Here is a 19,237-nt window from a genome sequence, read left to right on the forward strand (position 1 = left end):
GGGGGGATCCGGCGTCGGACCGCCCTTCACCAGCGTGGAGGGCGAGTCCCGGCCGTCAGGTGCATACCAGTGTCTGGTCCTGAAGCTAGACCAACTTGCTTGTGCCGTACACCACTTGTGCCCAGATCGACGGAGGGGGCACGAGAGGTTCCGGACGTGCGCCGCACAGCCCCGCGGAGCGGTGCACTCCGGCCCCGCCGCAGTCCCGTTGTGCGCCATGCGACAAGTCGCCCGACGGAATTTATCAACGAGTGAGCAATCGTCGGCGACGGCCCGTCATTGCTCATTCGCCGATAAATTCCTGACCTGCGGTTCTGGGTGCGGAGACAATTTTCGGGGCTTCCGTACGGAATTCCCGGGACATTCCCCGGAGTTGTTGCCGAGCGGTGTTACTCGTCCGTAGTGTCTTCGGCGCACGGTCTCGCAAGGCGGCCGAAAATCATGGGTCCGCCTGTCTTCTCCCCCCGCGTAAGCCCCACGTCAGGCCCCGGACACGGACGAGCCCCGGGCCCGGCTCAGGACGGCGTGCGCCCCACGAAGGGACAAGCACCATGCACCAGTTCGTACGCAGAGCCGCAGTCGTCACCGCCGCGGTCGGCGCCGCGGTCGGATTCACCGTGACCTCCGCCTCGGCCACGGCCCAGTCGGCGTGGACGGTCAGCCCGGCCGGCGCCTTCAGCGCGACGGCCCCCAACCCGACCCTCGACGTGCCGCTGGCCCAGCTCGTCTGCGACTCGTCGAATGCGTCCGGAACCCTCTCGGCGTCCGACTCGGACGGTGTCGGCATCGGCGACATCGGCACCGTCACCTTCACGAACTGCAACGTCGGCGGCATCCCGTTCGACGTGACCATGACCTCCACGCCGTGGAAGCTGAACGTCTCGAACGTCAACGCCACCGACTCCACGAAGGTGGACGGCTCCATCAGCTCCATCTCGGCGAAGATCAGTGGCCCGGGCTGCACCGCCACCTTCAGCGGCACGGTCTACGGCACCTACCAGAACGGCACCGGCAAGCTCACCGTCGACGGCACCGGCACGGACCTGGTCGCCGGCTCCGACGCGGACTGCCTCGGCCTGATCAACCCCGGCGACGTGGCCAGCTTCAACGCCGTCTACCAGCTCGCGAACCCGATCCAGACGATCACGCCCGCGTGATCCGACCGGTCCATCACCGGCCCTGCGACGGCACACGGCGTCGCAGGGCCGTTCAGGCGATCCGCGGGCTAGAGGAGTGAGCACAGATGAGGGGCAAGCGGCGTCCGGTGCTGCTCGGCGCGGCAGGACTCACGATGGGGCTGCTGGTCAGCCCGGGGTCCGCCGCGTCGTCGGCGGCCGACGGAACGGGCGGGACGACCCGGGTCGACACCGCCATCACCTACGCGTGCAAGGCGGACGACGGCAAGGCGGGCGGTCCCGCCCGCGACATCGGCGTCGGCATCACGGCCCGGCTCCCGTCGGCCGGGGTGGTGGGCGAGCCCATCCAGCCCGAGGACGTGACGGTGACGCCGGTCCTCCAGCGCTCCGACCTCGCCGCCTGGCTGCCGGACGGCGCGACCACCGTGGCGGGCACGGCCACGGTCGGTGTCGACGTGCGCCAGGGCGAGGAGTCCGCGACCGCCACCTGGCAGGGGCTCTCCGCGCAGCCGATGCCGCTGCCCGCCGAGGGAGAGGTGCGGCCGGAGTTCACCGGCCCGGTGCCGTCCGTCACCGTCGGGGCGGACGGCGACGTGTCACTGACCGCCACCGGTCTCACGCTCGCGCTGACGCCCGACGAGGTGACCCCCGTGACCACGACCCTCACCTGCGAACCGGCCGCGGGACAGAACGGCCGGCTCGGCGTCGTACCGGTCACCGGCGGCGCGGGCGGCGGGACGCCGGGCGGCGACGGCACGGGCCCCGCGCAGCAGGGGCGGGGCGAGCAGCGGGATGGCATCACCGCCGAGCAGCCGGGCACCCTCGCCGACGACGAGGGCCCCTGCCCCGTGCCGCTGCCCACGGGCGAGATGGACTACCGCTACGTACCCGTACCGCCGACCGGCGACGGCATCACGCACACCGAGAGCAATCTCCCGGGCACCCCGGGCTGCGCCTACGCCGTGGGGTACGCCAACGTCACCAAACTGCACGGCGCCATGATCATCAACGATCCGGCCAAGAAGCCCGCGCTGCTCAGCGTCCTGGCGGTCAAGCACACGTACACCGTGAAGTTCCCCGAGGTCCCGGCGACGCGGCGGTACACCCGGATCGACTCGCTCGGCGCGCTGGACCTGCCGGACTCCGAGTCCACGTTCCTGGGGTTCGGGTTCCAGCCGGTGACCGCGAAGGTGTCGTACGACAACGGGCCCGTGACGATCTCGACGGGCAACGCCGGCACGCTGCCCGCCCCGCCGTTCGCCATCGTCTACTTCAAGCAGTCGCTGCGGCTGCACGACGTCACCCTGAACGGGGCGCCGCTGGACGTGGGCGGCGACTGCCGGACCGCCGAGTCCTTCGACGTGGTGCTGAACGGGCTCTTCCCCGAGTACGGGAACGTGTTCTCCGGCGGCCCGTTGCAGGGCGAGGTCGACATCCCGCGGTTCAGTGGATGCCGCACGAAGAGCGGGGAGAACCTCGACGCCCTGTTCACCGCGTCGATCTCGGGCAAGGGGAACCTGGTCCTGATGAATCAGGGGAAGACCTGTATCCCCACCTCCAAGCTCAACTGCCCGCCCGACATCCCGGAGCTGCCGCGCGCGAAGTAGTCCGGCACGGAGCCCCGGCCGGAGATCCGGCCGGGGCTCCGTCGCGGTCGCCCGAGGGGGCTACTTCACCGCCGAGTGCCACGCGTCCGACAGCGTCCTGCCCTGGTTCGGGTACGCCGCGAACGAGTTGGTGAGGCTCGCCGTCGCGGTCGACGTGCTGGTGAGCGTCAGGCTGTTGGTGCCGGAGGCCGCCGGCAGCCCCGTCTTCAGGTTCACCGCGAGGTCGATGAGGCCCAGCAGCCCGCAGTTGCTGGCGCCCGGCACGGCGAACGTGGAGTCGCCCTGGTCGGCGCCCGACAGCTGGAAGCTGGTCAGCGCGCCCGTCGTGGACGGGGTGCCGTCCGCGTCGAACCGTACGACCTTCACGGACGGCTTGGTGAGGGTCCGGGGCCGCAGCACGACGGGGTGTTCCGCCGTGCCGATGGTGCAGTCGGAGCTGAGGAACGGGTTCTTGAGCCGGATGCGCACGGGCAGCGACAGGATCGGGTCGCCCGGGGTGATGGCGGCGGCCAGGTTGAAGTCGGACGGGCTGCCCGCGGACTCGATGGTGGCCGTGATCCGGTTCAGGTCGCCGTCCTTGACCTGCGCGCAGATGCTGCTGATGACGGGGATGTCGCTCGGGCACATCAGCCCCAGCAGGCCGCCCGGGACGTCCGCCGAGTCGGCGATGATCGTGCCCTCGGGCGGTGGCACCAGGAGCGGGGTCTGACCGGTTCGCTGGATCACGCCCATCTGGAGATCGCTGGCGCCGGTGGTCACCGTGGTGTTGCCGAGCTTGATGGAGCCGCTGGACGCGTGCGAGACCACGCACTGGGCGATGGTCTCCTGCCCGGTCGCGGCCAGCATGCCGGCGGCGTCGACCGGGCAGCGGTTGAACGGCGCCCAGGTGCCGTTCAGTTCGGCCGCAGCGGCCCCGGTCGCGGCCGACGACGTGCCGGCCAGGGCGAAGGCGGCCAGGGCCGCGGAGGCGCTCAGGACCGCGGCGCGGGCCCGTCTGCGTGCGGGCATGACGGATGCAGAATTCATGGGACCTCGGGCTCTCTCGACGGCACCCGGAGCGTTCCACGGGTGTGGGGACAGCCGGCCGGACGTGCGTGGACGGCCTCTGACGGCCCATGACGCTACGGGTAAGTAACTAACCCGGCAAGGAATTTGGAAACGTCGGCCGCGAGTTCCTCTCCGGCGGTTCGTAAATTGTCGCCGAGTGAGTGTGCGGGGGCCTTGAGTTATTACCCGGTGAAGGGTTGCCGGGTGCCGCCCGGCATTTTCCTGTCCGGCTATTGCGGCCCTAGGTTACTCGGTCGTAACGTCCAGGTGTGGTCGTTCGACTCCTCGCCGACACCCCCCTGTCGACCAGGAGTTCCTGGGGAGAACCCGGCCCGATCCCTCCTTCCGGGTCAGGGTCTCCAAGGGTGGGGCCCCGCAGTTCCGACCCCCCGGAGACGCGGGGCCCCGCCCGATTCCCCGCACGCGAATCACTCACCGGACGACAAGTCATTCCCGCCGCTTTGTCATCCGGTGACAAAGAAGTGGCGGCGCCCCGGAATTAGCTTACGCGCCGCTTGTCGTGGCGGTATCAGCCCACTTAACGTGCGCCTCCCGGTGCACATGAGCAACGAGCGCTTGCTGGAGGTGACATGGGAATCGAAGTAAAGGTCGAGGGCCTGACCAAGTCCTTTGGCAAGCAGAACATCTGGCAGGACGTCAGCCTCACCCTGCCGGCCGGTGAGGTGAGCGTCATGCTCGGGCCCTCCGGGACCGGGAAGACCGTCTTCCTGAAATCGCTGATCGGGCTCCTCAAGCCCGAGCACGGCCGGGTCCTGGTCGACGGGGTCGACATGGCCCGCAGCCCCGAGCGGGACATCATGGAGGCCAGGAAGCTGTTCGGCCTGATGTTCCAGGACGGCGCCCTGTTCGGATCGATGAACCTCTTCGACAACATCGCCTTCCCGCTGCGCGAGCACACGAAGAAGAAGGAATCCGAGATCCGCCGCATCGTCATGGAACGCATCGACGCGGTGGGCCTGTTGGGGGCCGAGGGGAAGCTGCCCGGCGAGATCAGCGGCGGTATGCGCAAGCGGGCCGGTCTCGCGCGGGCGCTCGTCCTCGACCCGCAGATCATCCTCTGCGACGAGCCCGACTCGGGGCTCGACCCGGTGCGGACCGCCTTCATCTCGCAGCTGCTCATCGACCTGAACACCACCACCGACGCGACGATGCTCATCGTCACCCACAACCTCGACATCGCCGCGACGGTGCCCGACAACATGGGGATGCTCTTCCGGCGCAACCTCGTCACCTTCGGCCCGCGGGAAGTGCTGCTGACCAGCGAGGAGCCCGTCGTGCGGCAGTTCCTCACCGCCGACGTGGTGGGGCCGATCGGGATGTCCGAGGAGAAGGACGCGGGGGCGCTGGCCGCCGAGGCTTCCCGGGGCGGGGCGGTGGCCACCCCGCGTGAGCTGGTGCCGCAGTTGGCGCCATCGCCGGGGCTCGGGGAGCGGGCTGCCGTCGCGCGGCGGCGGGAGCGGGTGCTCGGGCTGCTGGACACGTTGCCCGGTGCCGCTCAGGCCGCGATTCGCTCCGCGTACGGGCGGGATGTGCTGGAGCCGACCGCTGTGGTGCCCCGGGCCGGGGGTGCCGTGTGAGTGCGGATACCCGTCTGCCCGATTCCGGTGCTCGCCGGGCGCGGCATCGTCGTGGCCTGCCGCGCTCACGCGGCGGCAGCACAGCGAACACGGCCCCGCGCCCCTACGGGGCGCACCCGCTCCTCGGCCCCTTGAGACAGACCGGGCAGCTCTTCGCTCTCGCCGTGCGCGTCGTGCGTGACATCTTCCGGCGGCCGTTCCAGTTCCGGGAGTTCGTCGAGCAGTTCTGGTTCATCGCCAGTGTCACCATCCTGCCCGCCGCCCTCGTGTCGATCCCCTTCGGCGCCGTCATCGCGCTCCAAGTCGGTTCGCTCACCCAGCAGTTGGGGGCGCAGTCCTTCACCGGCGGGGCCAGTGTGCTCGCCGTCATCCAGCAGGCCAGCCCGCTCATCGTCGCCCTGCTTATCGCCGGGGCCGGCGGCTCCGCCATCTGCGCCGATCTCGGGTCGCGCAAGATCCGGGAGGAGCTCGACGCGATGACCGTCATGGGGGTCTCGCCCGTGCAGCGGCTCGTCGTGCCGCGCGTGCTCGCCGCCATGTTCGTCAGCCTGCTGCTCAACGGCATGGTCTCCGTCGTCGGCACGCTCGGCGGCTACTTCTTCAACGTCGTGATGCAGCACGGCACTCCGGGCGCCTACCTCCAGTCATTCTCCGCGCTCGCCCAGCTCCCCGACCTCTACATCAGCGAGTTCAAAGCCCTCGTCTTCGGGTTCATCGCCGGGATCGTCGCCGCGTACCGCGGACTCAACCCGAGAGGCGGGCCGAAGGGCGTCGGTGACGCCGTCAACCAGTCCGTCGTCATCACCTTCATCCTGCTCTTCTTCGTGAACACGGTACTGACCGGGATCTACCTCCAGATCGTTCCACCGAAGGGAGGCTGAGCACTCTCATGGCCTCCCCACTCGTCTGGCTCGACCGCGGCGGCGACCAACTCCTCTTCTACATAAGGGCGTTGGTGTGGATCCCGCGGACCGTCGTGCGGTATGCGAAGGAAGTGCAGCGGCTGCTCGCCGAGGTCGCCTTCGGCTCCGGCGGGCTCGGTGTCATCGGCGGCACCATCGGCGTGATGATCGCGATGACCGCCGCCACCGGCACCGTCGTCGGGCTCCAGGGCTACGCGGCCCTCGACCAGATCGGCACCGCCGCCTTCACCGGCTTCGTCTCCGCGTACTTCAACACCCGCGAGATCGCCCCGCTCGTCGCCGGACTCGCCCTGTCCGCCACCGTCGGCGCCGGGTTCACCGCCCAGCTCGGCGCCATGCGCATCAACGAAGAGGTCGACGCGCTCGAAGGCATGGGCGTGCGGTCGATGCCGTACCTCGTCACCACCCGCATCGTCGCCGGCGTCGTCGCCATCATCCCGCTCTACGCGATCGGGCTGCTCTCCTCCTACCTGGCCTCGCGCCTGGTCACCGTCGTCTTCAACGGGCAGTCGCAAGGCACGTACGACCACTACTTCAACCTCTTCCTCTCACCCACCGACGTGCTGCTCTCCGTCCTCAAAGTGCTGATCTTCAGCGTGATGGTGATCCTCGCCCACTGCTACTACGGGTTCCGGGCGAGCGGCGGCCCCGCGGGGGTCGGCGTCGCCGTGGGGCGGTCGGTGCGCAACGCTATCGTCGTCATCTCCGTCACCGACTTCTTCCTCTCCCTCGCCATCTGGGGCGCCACCACGACCGTGAAGGTGGCGGGCTGACATGGAGACCGTGCGCCGCAGACTCGCGGGGATCGCCTTCCTGCTCGTGCCCGCCCTGCTCATCTGGCTCGCCGTCGCCGTCTACGGCAAGGACTTCACCGACTCCGACGAGGTCGTCGTCGAGACCGGGAACGTCGGCAACGAGATGCACATCGGCGCCGAGGTGAAACTGCGCGGCGTCGTCCTCGGCGAGGTCCGCAGGATCGACGCCACCGGCACCGGGGCCCGCCTCACCCTCGCCCTCGAACCCGGCGCGCTCCGCGACATCCCCGACGACGTCAGCGCCCAGATGCTGCCGACCACCCTCTTCGGTGAGCGGTACGTGGCCCTGGTGGCGCCGAGCGATCCCAGTACGCGGATGCTGGCGGCCGGGGCGACCATCCCGCAGGACCGCTCCGCCAACGCCGTCGAACTGCAACAGGTCCTCGACGACGTCCTGCCGATGCTGACCGCCGTACAGCCGCAGAAACTCTCCGCGACGCTGTCCGCCGTGTCGCAGGCCCTGGAGGGCCGGGGCTCCCAGCTGGGCGACACGCTCACCCAACTCGACGCCCACCTGCGGAAGTTCAACCCGAACCTGCCGACCCTGAACGAGGACCTGAAGCAGCTCGTCACCGTGTCCCACACCTACGCCGACGCCGCGCCCGGCATCATCGACGCACTCCGCGACCTCACCACCACCAGCGGCACGATCGCCGAGAAACAGAGCGACCTCGCCGCCGCCTACGGCGACACGACACGCGCCGCCGAGGACCTCGACGCGTTCCTGCGGGCCAACCAGGACAACATCATCCGGCTCTCCGCCACCTCGCGGCCCACCCTCGAACTGCTCGCGAAGTACGCACCGTCGTTCCCGTGCACGCTGCGCACGCTCACCGAGTTCGTGCCCCGCATGGACAAGGCGCTCGGCAAGGGCACCGACCAGCCGGGGCTGCACATCGACGTCACGACGGTCGCCTCCCGTGGCGCCTACGCCGCCGGGCGCGACACCCCGTCCTACGGCTCGGGCGGCACCCCGCACTGCTACTCGGTGCCCTACCTCGGCAGCGCGTCGGCCCGTACGCCGACGGCCGCCACCGCGTCGGCCTCCGTCGCCGGGCAGGACCTCGGGCCCGCCAACTCGCCGCAGGAGAACGACCTGGTGAACGAGCTCGTCGCGCCCGCGGCCAAGACCTCGCCCGACGACCTGCCCGACTGGTCGAGCCTGCTCGTCGGACCCGTCTACCGGGGGACGGAGGTGAAGCTCAAGTGACCGCCAAGGACGACGAGTTCGGGCACATCAGGCGCAGATCCCTGGCCGGCCCGCTGACCAAGTCACTGATCTTCGTCCTCGTCACCGCACTCGCCACCACCGTGCTCGGCCTGAGCATCGCCAACACCGGCGTCAACACCGACACCCGCACGTACAAGGCGCTGTTCACCGACGTCACCGGGCTCATCGACGGCGACGGGGTGCGGATCTCCGGGGTGAAGGTCGGCGAGGTGACGGACGTCCGCGTCGTCGACCGCCGCACCGCCCAGGTGACGTTCACCGTCGAGAAGGATCGCGCCCTGCCGGCCACCACCACGGCCGCCGTGAAGTACCTCAACATGGTCGGGCAGCGGTACGTGTCCCTGGAGCGCGGCACCGGCACGGCCACCGGCGACCTGCGGCCCGGCGGCACCATCCCGCTGGCGCACACCACGCCCGCCCTCGACCTGACCCTCCTCTTCAACGGCTTCAAGCCGCTCTTCGAGGGGCTGTCCCCGAAGGACGTCAACGACCTCGCCGGATCGATCGTCAAGGTGCTCCAGGGCGAGGGCGGGACCGTCGACAGCCTCATCCGGCACGTCGGATCGCTCACGCAGACCGTCGCCGCCAAGGACAAGGTCATCGGCGAGGTCATCGGCAACCTCACCGACGTGCTGACCACCATCAACGACCGCGAGGCCCAGTTCGACGACCTCGTCACCACCCTCCAGGAACTGGTCTCCGGCTTCAACGACGACCGCAAGCCGCTCGGCGAGGCCGTCACCGCGATGGGCGACCTGACGACCGTCACCGCCGGATTCCTCAAGGACGCGCGCGAGCCGCTCAAGGGCGACATCCAGCAACTCGGGCGCCTGTCGGGCCAGTTGGGCCAGGGACTGCCGCAGATCCAGAACTTCCTCGACAAGACCCCGAGCAAGCTGACCGCCCTGACCCGGCTCGCCTCGTACGGATCCTGGTTCAACCTCTACCTCTGCCAGGCCGGCGTCAGCGGGGTCACCATGTCCGACGGTTCGAAGCCGCCCACCGGCATCACCGTCACCGAAGCGAGGTGCCAGTGATGCCCCGGAGCACCGCGTCGTTCCCGAGGCGGCCGCGGCTCAAGCCCGTCCAGGAACGCAACCCCGTCGCCGTGGCCGTCGTCGGGCTCGTCGTCCTCGCCCTGCTCGCGCTCGCCGCGCTCAACGCGAGCAGCCTGCCGTACGTCGGCGGCGGGACCACGTACACCGCGAACTTCAGCGAGGCCGCGGGGCTCGGCGGCGGCGACGAGGTGCGGATCGCCGGCGTGAAGGTCGGCGAGGTCACCGGCGTCGGCCTCGACGGCGCCAAGGTGAAGGTCACCTTCAAGATCAAGGACGACGGCACCTGGATCGGCGACCGCACCACCGCCGCCATCGCCATCAAGACCCTGCTCGGCGAGAAGTACGTGGCCCTCGACCCGGTCGGCGCCGCCCGCCAGGACCCGGGATCCCGCATTCCGCTGTCGCGCACCACGTCCCCGTACGACGTCACCCAGGCGTTCGAGGACCTCAGCGGCACCATCGACGAGATCGACACCCAGCAGCTCGCCGCGAGCTTCGACACCATCTCCGAGACGTTCAAGGACTCGCCGCCCGATGTGAAGGCTGCCGTGAAGGGGCTCTCGGCGCTGTCGAGGACCGTCTCCTCGCGCGACACCCAGCTCGCCCAGCTCCTCGCCGGGAGCAAGAAGCTGACGAAGACGCTCCAGACGAAGAAGTCCAGCTTCGAGACGCTCATCGACGACGGCGGCTCCCTGCTCACCGAGCTGAAGAAACGCCGTACCGCCATCAAGGCGCTGCTCAGCGGCAGCGAGGCGCTCGGCAGGGAACTCGGCGGCCTCGTCGACGACAACGACCGGCAGCTCGGCCCCACCCTGAAGGCGCTCAGCCGGGTGACGACGGTCCTGGCCAGGAACAAGGGCAAGCTCGACAAGACCCTCGCCCTGCTCGGCCCCTACTACCGGCTCGTCGGCAACACCCTCGGCAGCGGCCGCTGGTTCGACAGCTACCTCTGCGGCGTCGTGCCGCGGAACTACCTGCCCGAGTCGTCGCTCCCGAAGACGTCGTGCAGACCACCCAAGAACGGCGCGTACGGGAACGGGGGCTGAAGCCGGTATGAGGACCAGGAACAAGCTGTTGATCGGCACGCTCGCGCTCGCCGTGCTGATCGCCGCCGGGATCGTCGGCGTCGGCGCCACCGGGCGCGGCGGGATGCGCATCACCGCCTACTTCGACCGGGCCGTCGGCATCTACGCCGGATCCGACCTGCGGATCCTCGGCGTGCGGGTGGGACGGGTCGAAGGCGTGCACCCCGAGGGCACTCAGGTGCGGGTCACCCTCGACGTCGACGACGGGGTGAAGGTGCCGGCCGGGGCGCGGGCCGTGGCCGTCGCGCCGAGCATCGTCGCCGACCGGTACGTGCAGCTCACGCCCGCCTACGAGGCGGGGGCGACGCTCAAGGACGGCGCGAAGCTGCCCGCCGCCCGCAACCGCACCCCCGTCGAGGTCGACCAGCTCTACGACAGCATCACCGAACTCAGCAAGGCGCTCGGCCCCGGCGGCGCCAACCAGAAGGGCGCGCTGTCCGGCCTCCTCACCACCGGCGCCGAGAACCTCAAGGGCAACGGCAGCGCGATGGGCGACAGCATCGAACAGTTCGGCAAGGCCGCGAAGACCCTCAACGGCAGCAGCGACGACCTGTTCACCACCCTCTCCCAGCTGCAGACCTTCACCACGATGCTCAAGGAGAAGGACACCGGGGTGCGCACCGCGCAGCAGACCCTCGCCGACGTCACCGGCTACTTCGCCGACAACCGCGACGACCTCGCGGGGGCCCTGAAGGAGCTGGGCAAGGCGCTCGGCAAGGTCAAGAAGTTCATCAACGACCACCGGGGCGAACTGAAGGACAACGTCGACCAGCTCGTCCCCCTCACCCAGGCCCTCGTCGCACAACGGGCCTCCCTCGCCGAGGCGTTGGACGTGGCACCGCTGGCCGCGCAGAACGTCGTCAACGCGTACAACCCCAAGACGCGCACCCTCGACGGCCGGGCGGACCTCAACGAGCTGAGCTCGGGCGGGCCGCTGCTGCCGCTCCCCGCGGTGGGAGGCGACCAGTGAACACGTCGAGAGTCCGTACGGGGGCCGGGCTCGGCTGCGCCCTGTCGATCACCGTCGCCTTCCTCCTCACCCTCGGCGTCATCAAGCTGCCCACCCCGTCCTTCGGCGGCATCGAGGAGCTGCCGCTGCCCGGCGGCGCCGACCTCGGCCCGCACCCGTACACCGTCACCGCCGACATGAAGGACGTACTGAGCCTCGTGCCGCAGTCCGCTGTCAAGGTCAACGACGTCGCGGTGGGCCGGGTGACGAAGATCAGCCTTGCCGGGAAGGGAAGTTGGACCGCTCGCGTCACCATGAAGGTCAACGGCGACGTCCACCTCCCCGCCGACACCGGCGCCCGCGTCGAGCAGTCCAGCCTCCTCGGCGAGAAGTACGTCCAGCTCGTCGCGCCCGAGAAGGGAACCGGGAGCCTGCACGCCGGCGACCGCATCCCCGTCTCCCGCACCGGACGCAACACGGAGGTCGAAGAGGTCTTCGGCGCGCTCTCGCTGCTCCTCAACGGCGGCGGCGTCAACCAGCTCAAGACCATCACCACGGAACTCAACAAGGCCGTCGGCGGCCGCGAGAGCCAGGTCCGCTCCACGCTGCGCCGCGTCAACACCCTCGTCACCGACCTCGACGACCACCGGGGCGACATCACCGCCGCCCTCGACGGCGTCAACCGGCTCTCGGCGACGCTCGCACACCGCAAGGAGGACGTCGCCACCGTGCTGTCCGGCCTCTCCCCGGGCCTCAAGACCCTTGAGGAACAACGGGGTTCACTGATGACGATGCTGCGCTCCCTCGACCGGCTCAAGGGCGTCGCCGTCGAGACCCTCGACCGGAGCAAGGCCGACATGGTCGCCGACCTGAAGGCCATCGCGCCCACCCTCAAGGCGCTCGCCGACTCGGGCCAGGATCTGCCCGACTCCCTCCAGGTGCTGCTCACCTACCCGTTCACGGACGAGGTGCTGCGCGGCATCAAGGGCGACTACCTCAACACGTATCTCGACGTCACCGCGGCGCCGGGCACCCGGCTCATCCCACCGGTCCAGCCCCGGGACACCGGCAGCCCCACCCCGACGGCGACCGCCCGGACCAAGAAGTCCTCCACCACGTCCTCGTCCTCGAAGGCGTCCACCACCTCGCCGCTGCCGCTGCCCTCCACGACCGGGACCGGGGGTGGCGGCCAGTGATCACCCTCGCCACCCGCCTCAAGAACGTCGCCTTCCTGCTCATCGCCGTCCTCGTCCTCGGCTACCTCGGCATCCGCTACGCCGACCTCGGCCGCTACGTCGGCGCCGCCGACTACTACACGGTGAAGGTACAACTCCCGCGCACCGGCGGCCTGTTCACCCACTCCGACGTCACCTACCGGGGCGTCTCCGTGGGCCGCGTGGGACCCATCGGGCTCACCGCCGACGGCGTCGAGGCCGAGCTGCGCATCAAGAAGTCCGCGCCGCGCATCCCCGACGACGCCAAAGCCGTCGTCGCGAGCCTGTCGGCGGTCGGCGAGCAGTACATCGACCTGCGCCCGGAGCGCTCCGGCGGCCCCTATCTGGCCGACGGCTCCCGTATCGACCCGACCGCGGCCTCCGTGCCGCGCCCGGTCACGGACGTCCTGTCGAGCGTCGACGACCTCACCACCTCCGTGCCGCTGGACGATCTGCGCACGGTCGTCGACGAGTTCGGCAAAGCCTTCGAGGGGCGCGGCGAGGACCTGCAACTGCTGATGGACAACGGCTCCCAGTTCGTCCAGGCCGCCGACCGGGCCCTGCCGCAGACCACGAAACTCATGGCCGACGGCGAGGTCGTGCTGCGCACCCAGGCCGAAGAGGGCCGCGCCATCAAGGACTTCGCGTCCGGCGCCAAGGACCTGGCGGCCACCCTGAAGGGCTCCGACACCGATCTGCGCCGCCTCGTCATGGCGGCCCCGGCGGCGGCCACCCAGGTCAGCGGCCTGCTCCGGGACCTCGACCCCGAGGTCGGCGTGGTCCTCGCCAACCTCCTCACCACGTCCGAGGTCGCCGTCACCCGGCAGCGCGGCACCGAGGAACTGCTCGTGAAACTGCCCGCGGCGGTCGCCGCCGGGGCCACGGCCGTCGACGGAAAGAAGGTCAACTTCGGCATGGCGGTCACCTTCTTCCAGCCCCTGCCCTGCACGGCGGGCTACGCGGGCACCACGTACCGGCTCGGTACGGATCTCGGTGCCGCGCCCGCCCTCAACACCGGCGCCCGCTGCACGGCGGCCGCGTCGAGCGGCGTGAACGTACGCGGCTCGGCGCACGCCCCGCGCGGCGGCGCCGTCCCGGAACCCGCACAGCCGGGGGCCCTCGCGCTTCCCTCGGTGAGCGACGGGGCCGGCGCCGCGGAGTCGTCCTCAGGGATGGCCGGGCTGCTCGGCCTCTCCGAAGGGAGCGAGCGGTGAAACGGGTCCTGGCGGGAGTGGGACTCAAACGGGTCCTGGCGGGAGTGGGACTCGCCGCGGCGCTCGCGCTGTGCGGTACGGGGGTCTGGTCGTACGCGCAGGCGCACGGTGACGGCGACCTCGCGTACGGCCGGGCCCGGGACGCCGCCCTCGGCGACGGCCGGTCCGCCGTCGCCCGGCTCACGACGCTGGACGCGTCGACCGCGGCGCGGGCCAGGGCCGGGGTGCGCCGGTGGCAGGCGGTGACGACAGGGCCGCTGCGCACCCGGCTCGGGCGGGTGTCGCCGGCGGCCGGGACGTCGACCCGCGGGGTCGTCACGGACGCGGCGGTCACCGCCCTCGACGACCGGGCCGGGACGGCGAAGCTCATCGCGACGGTGCGGGTCTCCACCGGATCGGGCTCGCAGGCGGCGGAACGCAAACGCCTGGAGGCGGTCCTCAGCCGGACCTCCGAGGGGCAGTGGAAGGTGAAGTCCTTGAACGCGGTGGCCGTGACGGGGGTGGCGCAGTGAGCCGTGATGTGGTCGACGCCGATGTCGGGGACGTCGGGGACGTAGGGGACGTCGGGCCCGTGGTGCGGGTCGACGACGACACGCCCGGCGACGAGGGCCGCCCCGCCCACCCTGCCGGCCCAGGCAGCAGATGGCCCAAGGCGCTGGTGGCGGCCGTCCTCGGCCTGCTGCTCGCCGCCACCGGGGCCGTGCTCCTCCACAAGGCCCACTCCCTGCGCGACGCCCCCTCCGCCCACAACCACGCGCTCACCGACGCCGACGCCACCAACCGCGTCAACGGGGACGTCAGCAGCGCCCTCGCGAAGGTCTTCTCGTACACCCCGGACGGCACCGACGCCACCGAGCGCACCGCCCGTGAGGTCCTCTCGGGCAAGGCCGCGCGCCAGTACCAGCAGCTCTTCGCGCAGGTCCGCAAGAACGTCCGCACGCAGAAGGTGACGCTCTCCACCGACGCCGTGCGCGTCGGCACCGTCAGCCTGCGCGGCGGCACCGCGCACCTGCTCGTCTTCCTCGACCAGAGTGCGAAGCGCGGGGACAGGAAGCCGGTGACGTCGGCCGCGCAGCTCTCCGTCACCGCCGAACTCCACGACGACGTATGGCAGATCGTCGACATCAAGGCCAGGTGAACGAGGTGGACCAGGTGAACGAGGTGAACGAGGTGAACGAGGTGAACCAGTCGAACCAGGTGAATCCCATGAGAAGACCTCTGCTCGTCGCGGCGCTGGTGCTCACCCTCGTCGCGGCCGGCTTCGCCGTCCGGGGCGGCTGGTCCTGGTACGGGGCCGCGCACGACGACACCGCCGCGTTCGCGGTCGCCCGCGACGACGTCCTGGAGGCCGGGGAGCAGTCCGTGCAGAACCTCAACACCCTCGACCACCGCGAGCTGGACCACGGCCTCGACCTGTGGGAGGCGTCGACGACCGGCGCCCTGCACTCCCAACTCGTCAAGGGACGCGCGGAGTTCAAGAAGCAGGTGCAGACGGCCAGGACGGTCAGTACGGCGAAGGTCCTCGACGGCGCCGTCACCGAACTCGACGAACGGGCCGGGAAGGCCCGGGTCATGGTGGCGCTGCGGATCACCGTGAAGGCGTCGGGCCAGAAGGCCACCGACAAGGACAGCCGCATGCTCGGCGAACTCACCCGTACCGACGGCCACTGGAAACTCAGCGCTCTGGCCCAGGCCCCGGTCGGTGACACGGCCACCACCACCGACTGACCGAAGGACGCCACCGATGCCGTCGACGACCACTCGCCACACCATTAGCCGTGAACGCCAACGTCTGCAGCGCAGCCTTGGGCAATCCGCCGCCAAGGGCGGCAGGGTGGGCAAGGCGGCCCCCCAGCGCGGGGCGAGCGCGCAACCGGCCCGTACCTCGGCCCCGCGCACCGTTCACCCCGGCAGACTCCTCATCGCCCTCTGCGCGCTCACCCTCCTGCTCGGCGCCTTCGCCGGCTGGTCCCACGCCCGAGCGCACTCCCTCACCCACACCTCGGCCACCCGCAACACGGCCCTCACCGACCCCGCCCGCACCAGCCAGGTCAAGGGCCGGGCGGAGAAGGCCGTGAACGCCCTCTTCTCGTACGACTACGCCAATCCGCAGTCCAACGAGAAGGCGACCGCCACCCTCCTCACCGGCAAGGCCGTCGACCAGCACCGCACCCTGCTCGCCCCCGTCCTGACCCGGGCGAAGAAGCAGAAGACCGTCGTCACCACCACCGTCACCGACAGCGCGGTCGAACGGATCGACGGCGACCGGGCCAGGGTCCTCGTCTACGCCGACCAGTCCAGCACCAGCACCGCGGCGAAGACGAAGGCGGGCAGCGCGGCGAACTACGGCGGCGCCATGCTCGCCGTCGACCTGGTCCTCAAGAACGGCCACTGGCTGGTCTCCGCGATCGACACCTTCAGCAGCTGACGACGAAAGGGTTCCCATGCGCACCCCGAGACCGAGCACACGCCCCCGGCTGCGCCGCAGTCTGCGCGGTCTGCGCGGCACCGCGGTCGCCGTCGCCGCGACAGCCCTGCTCACGGCGTCCCAAGCCCCGGACGTGCTGGGGAAGCCGACCCGACAGGACGACGGGAACCGCACCGACCCGATCGCCCTCTCCGAAGGCCCGCTGCCCCACGTCGACTCCCAGGGCGACGACTCGTACCACACGGAACTGCCGCCCCTGACGGTCCCGGACGTACCGGACACCACCTACACGCCGTCCGAGATCCGCGCCGAGTCCGGCATCCCCGCGACCGTCCTCGCCGCCTACCGCCGCGCCGAGTCCTCCGTCGGCCGCACCGACCCCGGCTGCCGGCTGCCGTGGCAGCTGCTCGCCGCGATCGGCAAGGTCGAGTCGGGGCAGGCGCGCGGCGGTGACGTCGACGCGAACGGCACCACACGGCACCGCATCACGGGCCCGCCGCTGAACGGCAAGGGGTTCGCGCTCATCCGCGACACCGAGAACGGCGTGTGGGACGGCGACCCCGTCTACGACCGGGCCGTCGGCCCGATGCAGTTCCTGCCCGGCACCTGGCGCCGCTGGGGCGCCGACGGCAACGGCGACGGCACCGCCGACCCCAACAACATCTACGACGCCGCCCTCGCCGCCGGGCACTACCTGTGCGCGGGCAGCCGCGACGTCGGCACGTCCGCGGGCCTTGAGCGGGCGATCCTCAGCTACAACTACTCGCGTGACTATCTCCGTACGGTCCTGTACTGGATGGAGTTCTACCGCAAGGGCGTGCACACCGTCGCCGACGGCAAGGGCACGATCCCGGTCAGCCCCGGCGCGGGTTCCGACACCCAGGCCACCGAGCCCGTCGGCGACCGGGGAGGCGACAAGGGCGGCGGCATCGTCATCGGCCCCGACCCCACGCCCACCCGCAAGCCGACCACCAGCCCGAGCCCGGGCCCCTCGCCCACCACCAGCGGCGAGCCGAGCCCCACCCCGGGGCCCAGCGACTCCGGCACCACCGAGCCGCCCACCGACCCGCCGACGACCGGCGAGCCCCCGGTCACCGACGAGCCCACCGACTCCTCGCCCGACCCGACCGACTGCCCGTCCGACACGGCGGACCCGACGGACACGCCGAGCCCCACCGACACCCCGACCGAGTCCGCCTCACCCTGCGCGACACCCGGCGCCTGACGGCCGCGGCGACGGCGACGACTCCCAGTCCGAACCGATCCGGTACGTGCCGGGAGCCGCCGCCACCAGCTCCGTGAACTCGCCCGCGCGCTGCGGCCGCACCTTCAGACAGCCGCCCGCCGTCTCCGGCTTCAGCCAGGGCGAGTACGCGACCCGCAGCGTCGCCGTGCCCGCCCGGGTGAAGCGGACGGTGACCCGCGCGCCGTCCGAGCGGACGACGGTCGCGGGCGCGGAGACCAGCGGCACCGCGTTCCGCACCCGGTAGACATGCCAGTGCGGGTCGCGCCACACCGGCTCCAGATAGACGGGCCCGGAGCGCACGAACGCGGCCTCCTGCTCGGCGAACCCGTCCGGCTTGCCCTCCGGCAGCACCACGAGGCCGACCGCCCACCGGTCCAGCCAGGCCCGGTAGGTGGCCGCGGAGAACGTGCCGTCGTAGAAGAGCCGCCCGCGCTCGATGTCCAGCTGCCGGTTCCAGCCGCGCGCCATGTTCACGTACGGGGCGAGCGCCGTCGCCTCCCGGTGGTTGCGGGCCGGGATCACCTCGACGCGCGTGCGGTCGGCGCCGAGCCGCTCCAGCTCCCGTACGACACCGTGGGTCCGGGCGGCCCAGGTCGGCACGGTCGTGGACACCCGCAGATCGTCGACCGTCTTCTGCACCAGCCACGCCGAGGACAGCACGAGGGCGACGGCGAGCACGGCCGCCTTCACGCGCGCGTGCCCGCGGACGTCCAGGAGGGCCGCCAACAGGACTGCGGGCGCGGCCAGTTCGGCCAGGCGCTCCACGTTCGTGCCGATGGGGGAGGGGACGAGATACGTGACCACGGTGCCGGCCGCGTACACGCAGGCGGACCAGCGGGCCACGCGCCAGCGCCGCGGCCCCGCCACCGCCAGCGCGAGCGAGAACACCACCGGCGGCCAGATCCGGTCCATCGGCATCAACTGCTCGCCCTTGAAGGGGAACAGCAGTGTCGTCGCGCCGACCACCAGGGCGGGCGGCGCCATCTGGGCGGCGGCCCGCCGCCAGTCCCGTACGCACAGCCATCCGGCGCCGACGACGGCGAGAAAGAGACCCGCCACCGGAGACGCCGTCGTGGCGAGCGCCGCGCACAGCATCGCCACCGCGTACCGGGGGCGCTCGCCGGTGAGCGCCACGCAGGCGCCCAGCCCGAACGCCGTCCCCAGTGCGAACGTCGTGCGCCCCGACGCCACGTTGCACCACAGTGCGAGCGAGAGCAGCACGGCGGGCGGCAGCGGTCGGGCGATGCCCGTGCGCACCACCAGGACCGCGCCCAGCCAGGCGGCGGCCAGCCCGGACACCACGGTGACCGGCCGCACCCCCAACTCGGCCATCAGATAAGGGGAGATGAGCGAATAGTTGGCGGTGTGCATCCCGCCGTACCAGAACAGGTTGTACGCCGATGCCCCGTGGTCGGCGGCGAACCGGGCCCAGGCCTCCTGGGCGGCGAGGTCGCCGCCGCCGGTCGCGAGGAACAGCGCCCACACGGCGTACAGCGGCAGGGTGGGCACGGTCGCGAGCAGCGGGGTGCGGTGGCGTGCGGCAAGGGTGGGGCGGCGGCGTGCGAGGGGCAGGTCGACCGTGGCCACGAGTACCGATCCGTTCCGTTGCGGGATGCTGGGCTCCGGCATGTTTCACGGAGGAAGACGCCGGACGCAACGGAAGTGTTGTCGCAAGGGAACGGATCG

Annotated in this window: 18 protein-coding genes; 16 read left to right on the plus strand and 2 right to left on the minus strand. The window is 71.0% G+C overall.

The features are described from left to right. Positions 1 to 551: 551 nt before the first annotated feature. Positions 552 to 1,157 carry a hypothetical protein gene (locus J3486_RS17955; RefSeq protein WP_207821365.1) on the plus strand — a complete coding sequence of 202 codons (606 nt, stop codon included), beginning with the start codon at positions 552 to 554 and terminating at the stop codon, positions 1,155 to 1,157. 86 nt (positions 1,158 to 1,243) lie between these two features. Next, on the plus strand, positions 1,244 to 2,743 hold the full coding sequence (locus J3486_RS17960) for a DUF6801 domain-containing protein (RefSeq protein ID WP_207821366.1): 1,500 nt from the start codon (positions 1,244 to 1,246) through the stop codon (positions 2,741 to 2,743). A 60-nt stretch (positions 2,744 to 2,803) separates the two neighbouring features. Here the strand turns inward: J3486_RS17960 and J3486_RS17965 are convergent, their stop codons facing one another. Further along, a complete protein-coding gene (locus tag J3486_RS17965) occupies positions 2,804 to 3,751 on the minus strand; it encodes a hypothetical protein (RefSeq protein ID WP_207821367.1) in 948 nt (315 codons plus the stop codon). Positions 3,752 to 4,380: 629 nt separating this feature from the next. Here J3486_RS17965 and J3486_RS17970 point away from each other — a divergent pair. From J3486_RS17970 to J3486_RS18035, 14 genes are all read left to right on the plus strand, one after another. Next, positions 4,381 to 5,388 carry an ABC transporter ATP-binding protein gene (locus J3486_RS17970; protein ID WP_207821368.1) on the plus strand — a complete coding sequence of 336 codons (1,008 nt, stop codon included), beginning with the start codon at positions 4,381 to 4,383 and terminating at the stop codon, positions 5,386 to 5,388. A 131-nt stretch (positions 5,389 to 5,519) separates the two neighbouring features. Further along, a complete protein-coding gene (locus J3486_RS17975) occupies positions 5,520 to 6,269 on the plus strand; it encodes an ABC transporter permease (protein WP_207821369.1) in 750 nt (249 codons plus the stop codon). An 8-nt stretch (positions 6,270 to 6,277) separates the two neighbouring features. Continuing rightward, complete coding sequence (locus J3486_RS17980; protein WP_207821370.1) at positions 6,278 to 7,084, plus strand: ABC transporter permease; 807 nt, start codon at positions 6,278 to 6,280, stop codon at positions 7,082 to 7,084. Between the two features lies 1 nt (position 7,085). Further along, the gene (locus J3486_RS17985; RefSeq protein WP_207821371.1) at positions 7,086 to 8,336 is read left to right on the plus strand and encodes an MCE family protein; all 1,251 of its coding nucleotides are present in this window, start codon (positions 7,086 to 7,088) and stop codon (positions 8,334 to 8,336) included. Further along, positions 8,333 to 9,394 carry an MCE family protein gene (locus J3486_RS17990; RefSeq protein WP_207821372.1) on the plus strand — a complete coding sequence of 354 codons (1,062 nt, stop codon included), beginning with the start codon at positions 8,333 to 8,335 and terminating at the stop codon, positions 9,392 to 9,394. Before J3486_RS17985 ends, J3486_RS17990 begins: the two co-directional genes overlap by 4 nt. Beyond that, a complete protein-coding gene (locus J3486_RS17995; RefSeq protein ID WP_207821373.1) occupies positions 9,394 to 10,461 on the plus strand; it encodes an MCE family protein in 1,068 nt (355 codons plus the stop codon). Before J3486_RS17990 ends, J3486_RS17995 begins: the two co-directional genes overlap by 1 nt. Before the next feature lie 7 nt (positions 10,462 to 10,468). Continuing rightward, positions 10,469 to 11,470, plus strand: a complete 1,002-nt coding sequence (locus J3486_RS18000; protein ID WP_207821374.1) for an MCE family protein — start codon at positions 10,469 to 10,471, stop codon at positions 11,468 to 11,470. After that, entirely contained in the window at positions 11,467 to 12,645 is a 1,179-nt protein-coding gene (locus tag J3486_RS18005; RefSeq protein ID WP_207821375.1) for an MCE family protein, read from the plus strand. The genes J3486_RS18000 and J3486_RS18005 overlap by 4 nt, the downstream gene beginning before the upstream one ends. Continuing rightward, the gene (locus tag J3486_RS18010; protein WP_207821376.1) at positions 12,642 to 13,877 is read left to right on the plus strand and encodes an MCE family protein; all 1,236 of its coding nucleotides are present in this window, start codon (positions 12,642 to 12,644) and stop codon (positions 13,875 to 13,877) included. Before J3486_RS18005 ends, J3486_RS18010 begins: the two co-directional genes overlap by 4 nt. Beyond that, positions 13,874 to 14,389 carry a hypothetical protein gene (locus J3486_RS18015; protein ID WP_374194739.1) on the plus strand — a complete coding sequence of 172 codons (516 nt, stop codon included), beginning with the start codon at positions 13,874 to 13,876 and terminating at the stop codon, positions 14,387 to 14,389. The genes J3486_RS18010 and J3486_RS18015 overlap by 4 nt, the downstream gene beginning before the upstream one ends. Next, positions 14,386 to 15,015, plus strand: coding sequence for a hypothetical protein (locus tag J3486_RS18020; RefSeq protein ID WP_307804855.1), 630 nt, complete (start codon positions 14,386 to 14,388; stop codon positions 15,013 to 15,015). The genes J3486_RS18015 and J3486_RS18020 overlap by 4 nt, the downstream gene beginning before the upstream one ends. A gap of 68 nt (positions 15,016 to 15,083) precedes the next feature. Further along, complete coding sequence (locus J3486_RS18025) at positions 15,084 to 15,605, plus strand: nuclear transport factor 2 family protein (RefSeq protein WP_207821949.1); 522 nt, start codon at positions 15,084 to 15,086, stop codon at positions 15,603 to 15,605. Between the two features lie 16 nt (positions 15,606 to 15,621). Next, the gene (locus J3486_RS18030; RefSeq protein WP_207821377.1) at positions 15,622 to 16,305 is read left to right on the plus strand and encodes a hypothetical protein; all 684 of its coding nucleotides are present in this window, start codon (positions 15,622 to 15,624) and stop codon (positions 16,303 to 16,305) included. Between the two features lie 16 nt (positions 16,306 to 16,321). Beyond that, positions 16,322 to 17,530 carry a lytic transglycosylase domain-containing protein gene (locus J3486_RS18035; RefSeq protein WP_207821378.1) on the plus strand — a complete coding sequence of 403 codons (1,209 nt, stop codon included), beginning with the start codon at positions 16,322 to 16,324 and terminating at the stop codon, positions 17,528 to 17,530. Here the strand turns inward: J3486_RS18035 and J3486_RS18040 are convergent. Next, positions 17,504 to 19,180: a hypothetical protein gene (locus J3486_RS18040; RefSeq protein ID WP_374194740.1), complete on the minus strand. Its 1,677-nt coding sequence runs from the start codon at positions 19,178 to 19,180 to the stop codon at positions 17,504 to 17,506. The two genes, J3486_RS18035 and J3486_RS18040, sit on opposite strands and share 27 nt — an antisense overlap. Positions 19,181 to 19,237: the final 57 nt, after the last annotated feature.

Origin of the sequence: Streptomyces sp. VRA16 Mangrove soil, assembly GCF_017377775.1 — a bacterium.
In the GTDB taxonomy this organism is placed as follows: Bacteria; Actinomycetota; Actinomycetes; order Streptomycetales; family Streptomycetaceae; genus Streptomyces.

Excerpts from the sequence above, each read along its gene's own strand:
- J3486_RS17955 (WP_207821365.1), top strand. The coding sequence starts at position 552 with ATGCACCAGTTCGTACGCAGAGCCGCAGTCGTCACCGCCGCGGTCGGC.
- J3486_RS17960 (WP_207821366.1), top strand. The coding sequence starts at position 1,244 with ATGAGGGGCAAGCGGCGTCCGGTGCTGCTCGGCGCGGCAGGACTCACG.
- J3486_RS17965 (WP_207821367.1), bottom strand. The coding sequence starts at position 3,751 with ATGCCCGCACGCAGACGGGCCCGCGCCGCGGTCCTGAGCGCCTCCGCG.
- J3486_RS17970 (WP_207821368.1), top strand. The coding sequence starts at position 4,381 with ATGGGAATCGAAGTAAAGGTCGAGGGCCTGACCAAGTCCTTTGGCAAG.
- J3486_RS17980 (WP_207821370.1), top strand. The coding sequence starts at position 6,278 with ATGGCCTCCCCACTCGTCTGGCTCGACCGCGGCGGCGACCAACTCCTC.
- J3486_RS17985 (WP_207821371.1), top strand. The coding sequence starts at position 7,086 with ATGGAGACCGTGCGCCGCAGACTCGCGGGGATCGCCTTCCTGCTCGTG.
- J3486_RS17995 (WP_207821373.1), top strand. The coding sequence starts at position 9,394 with ATGCCCCGGAGCACCGCGTCGTTCCCGAGGCGGCCGCGGCTCAAGCCC.
- J3486_RS18000 (WP_207821374.1), top strand. The coding sequence starts at position 10,469 with ATGAGGACCAGGAACAAGCTGTTGATCGGCACGCTCGCGCTCGCCGTG.
- J3486_RS18025 (WP_207821949.1), top strand. The coding sequence starts at position 15,084 with ATGAGAAGACCTCTGCTCGTCGCGGCGCTGGTGCTCACCCTCGTCGCG.
- J3486_RS18030 (WP_207821377.1), top strand. The coding sequence starts at position 15,622 with ATGCCGTCGACGACCACTCGCCACACCATTAGCCGTGAACGCCAACGT.
- J3486_RS18035 (WP_207821378.1), top strand. The coding sequence starts at position 16,322 with ATGCGCACCCCGAGACCGAGCACACGCCCCCGGCTGCGCCGCAGTCTG.
- J3486_RS18040 (WP_374194740.1), bottom strand. The coding sequence starts at position 19,180 with ATGCCGGAGCCCAGCATCCCGCAACGGAACGGATCGGTACTCGTGGCC.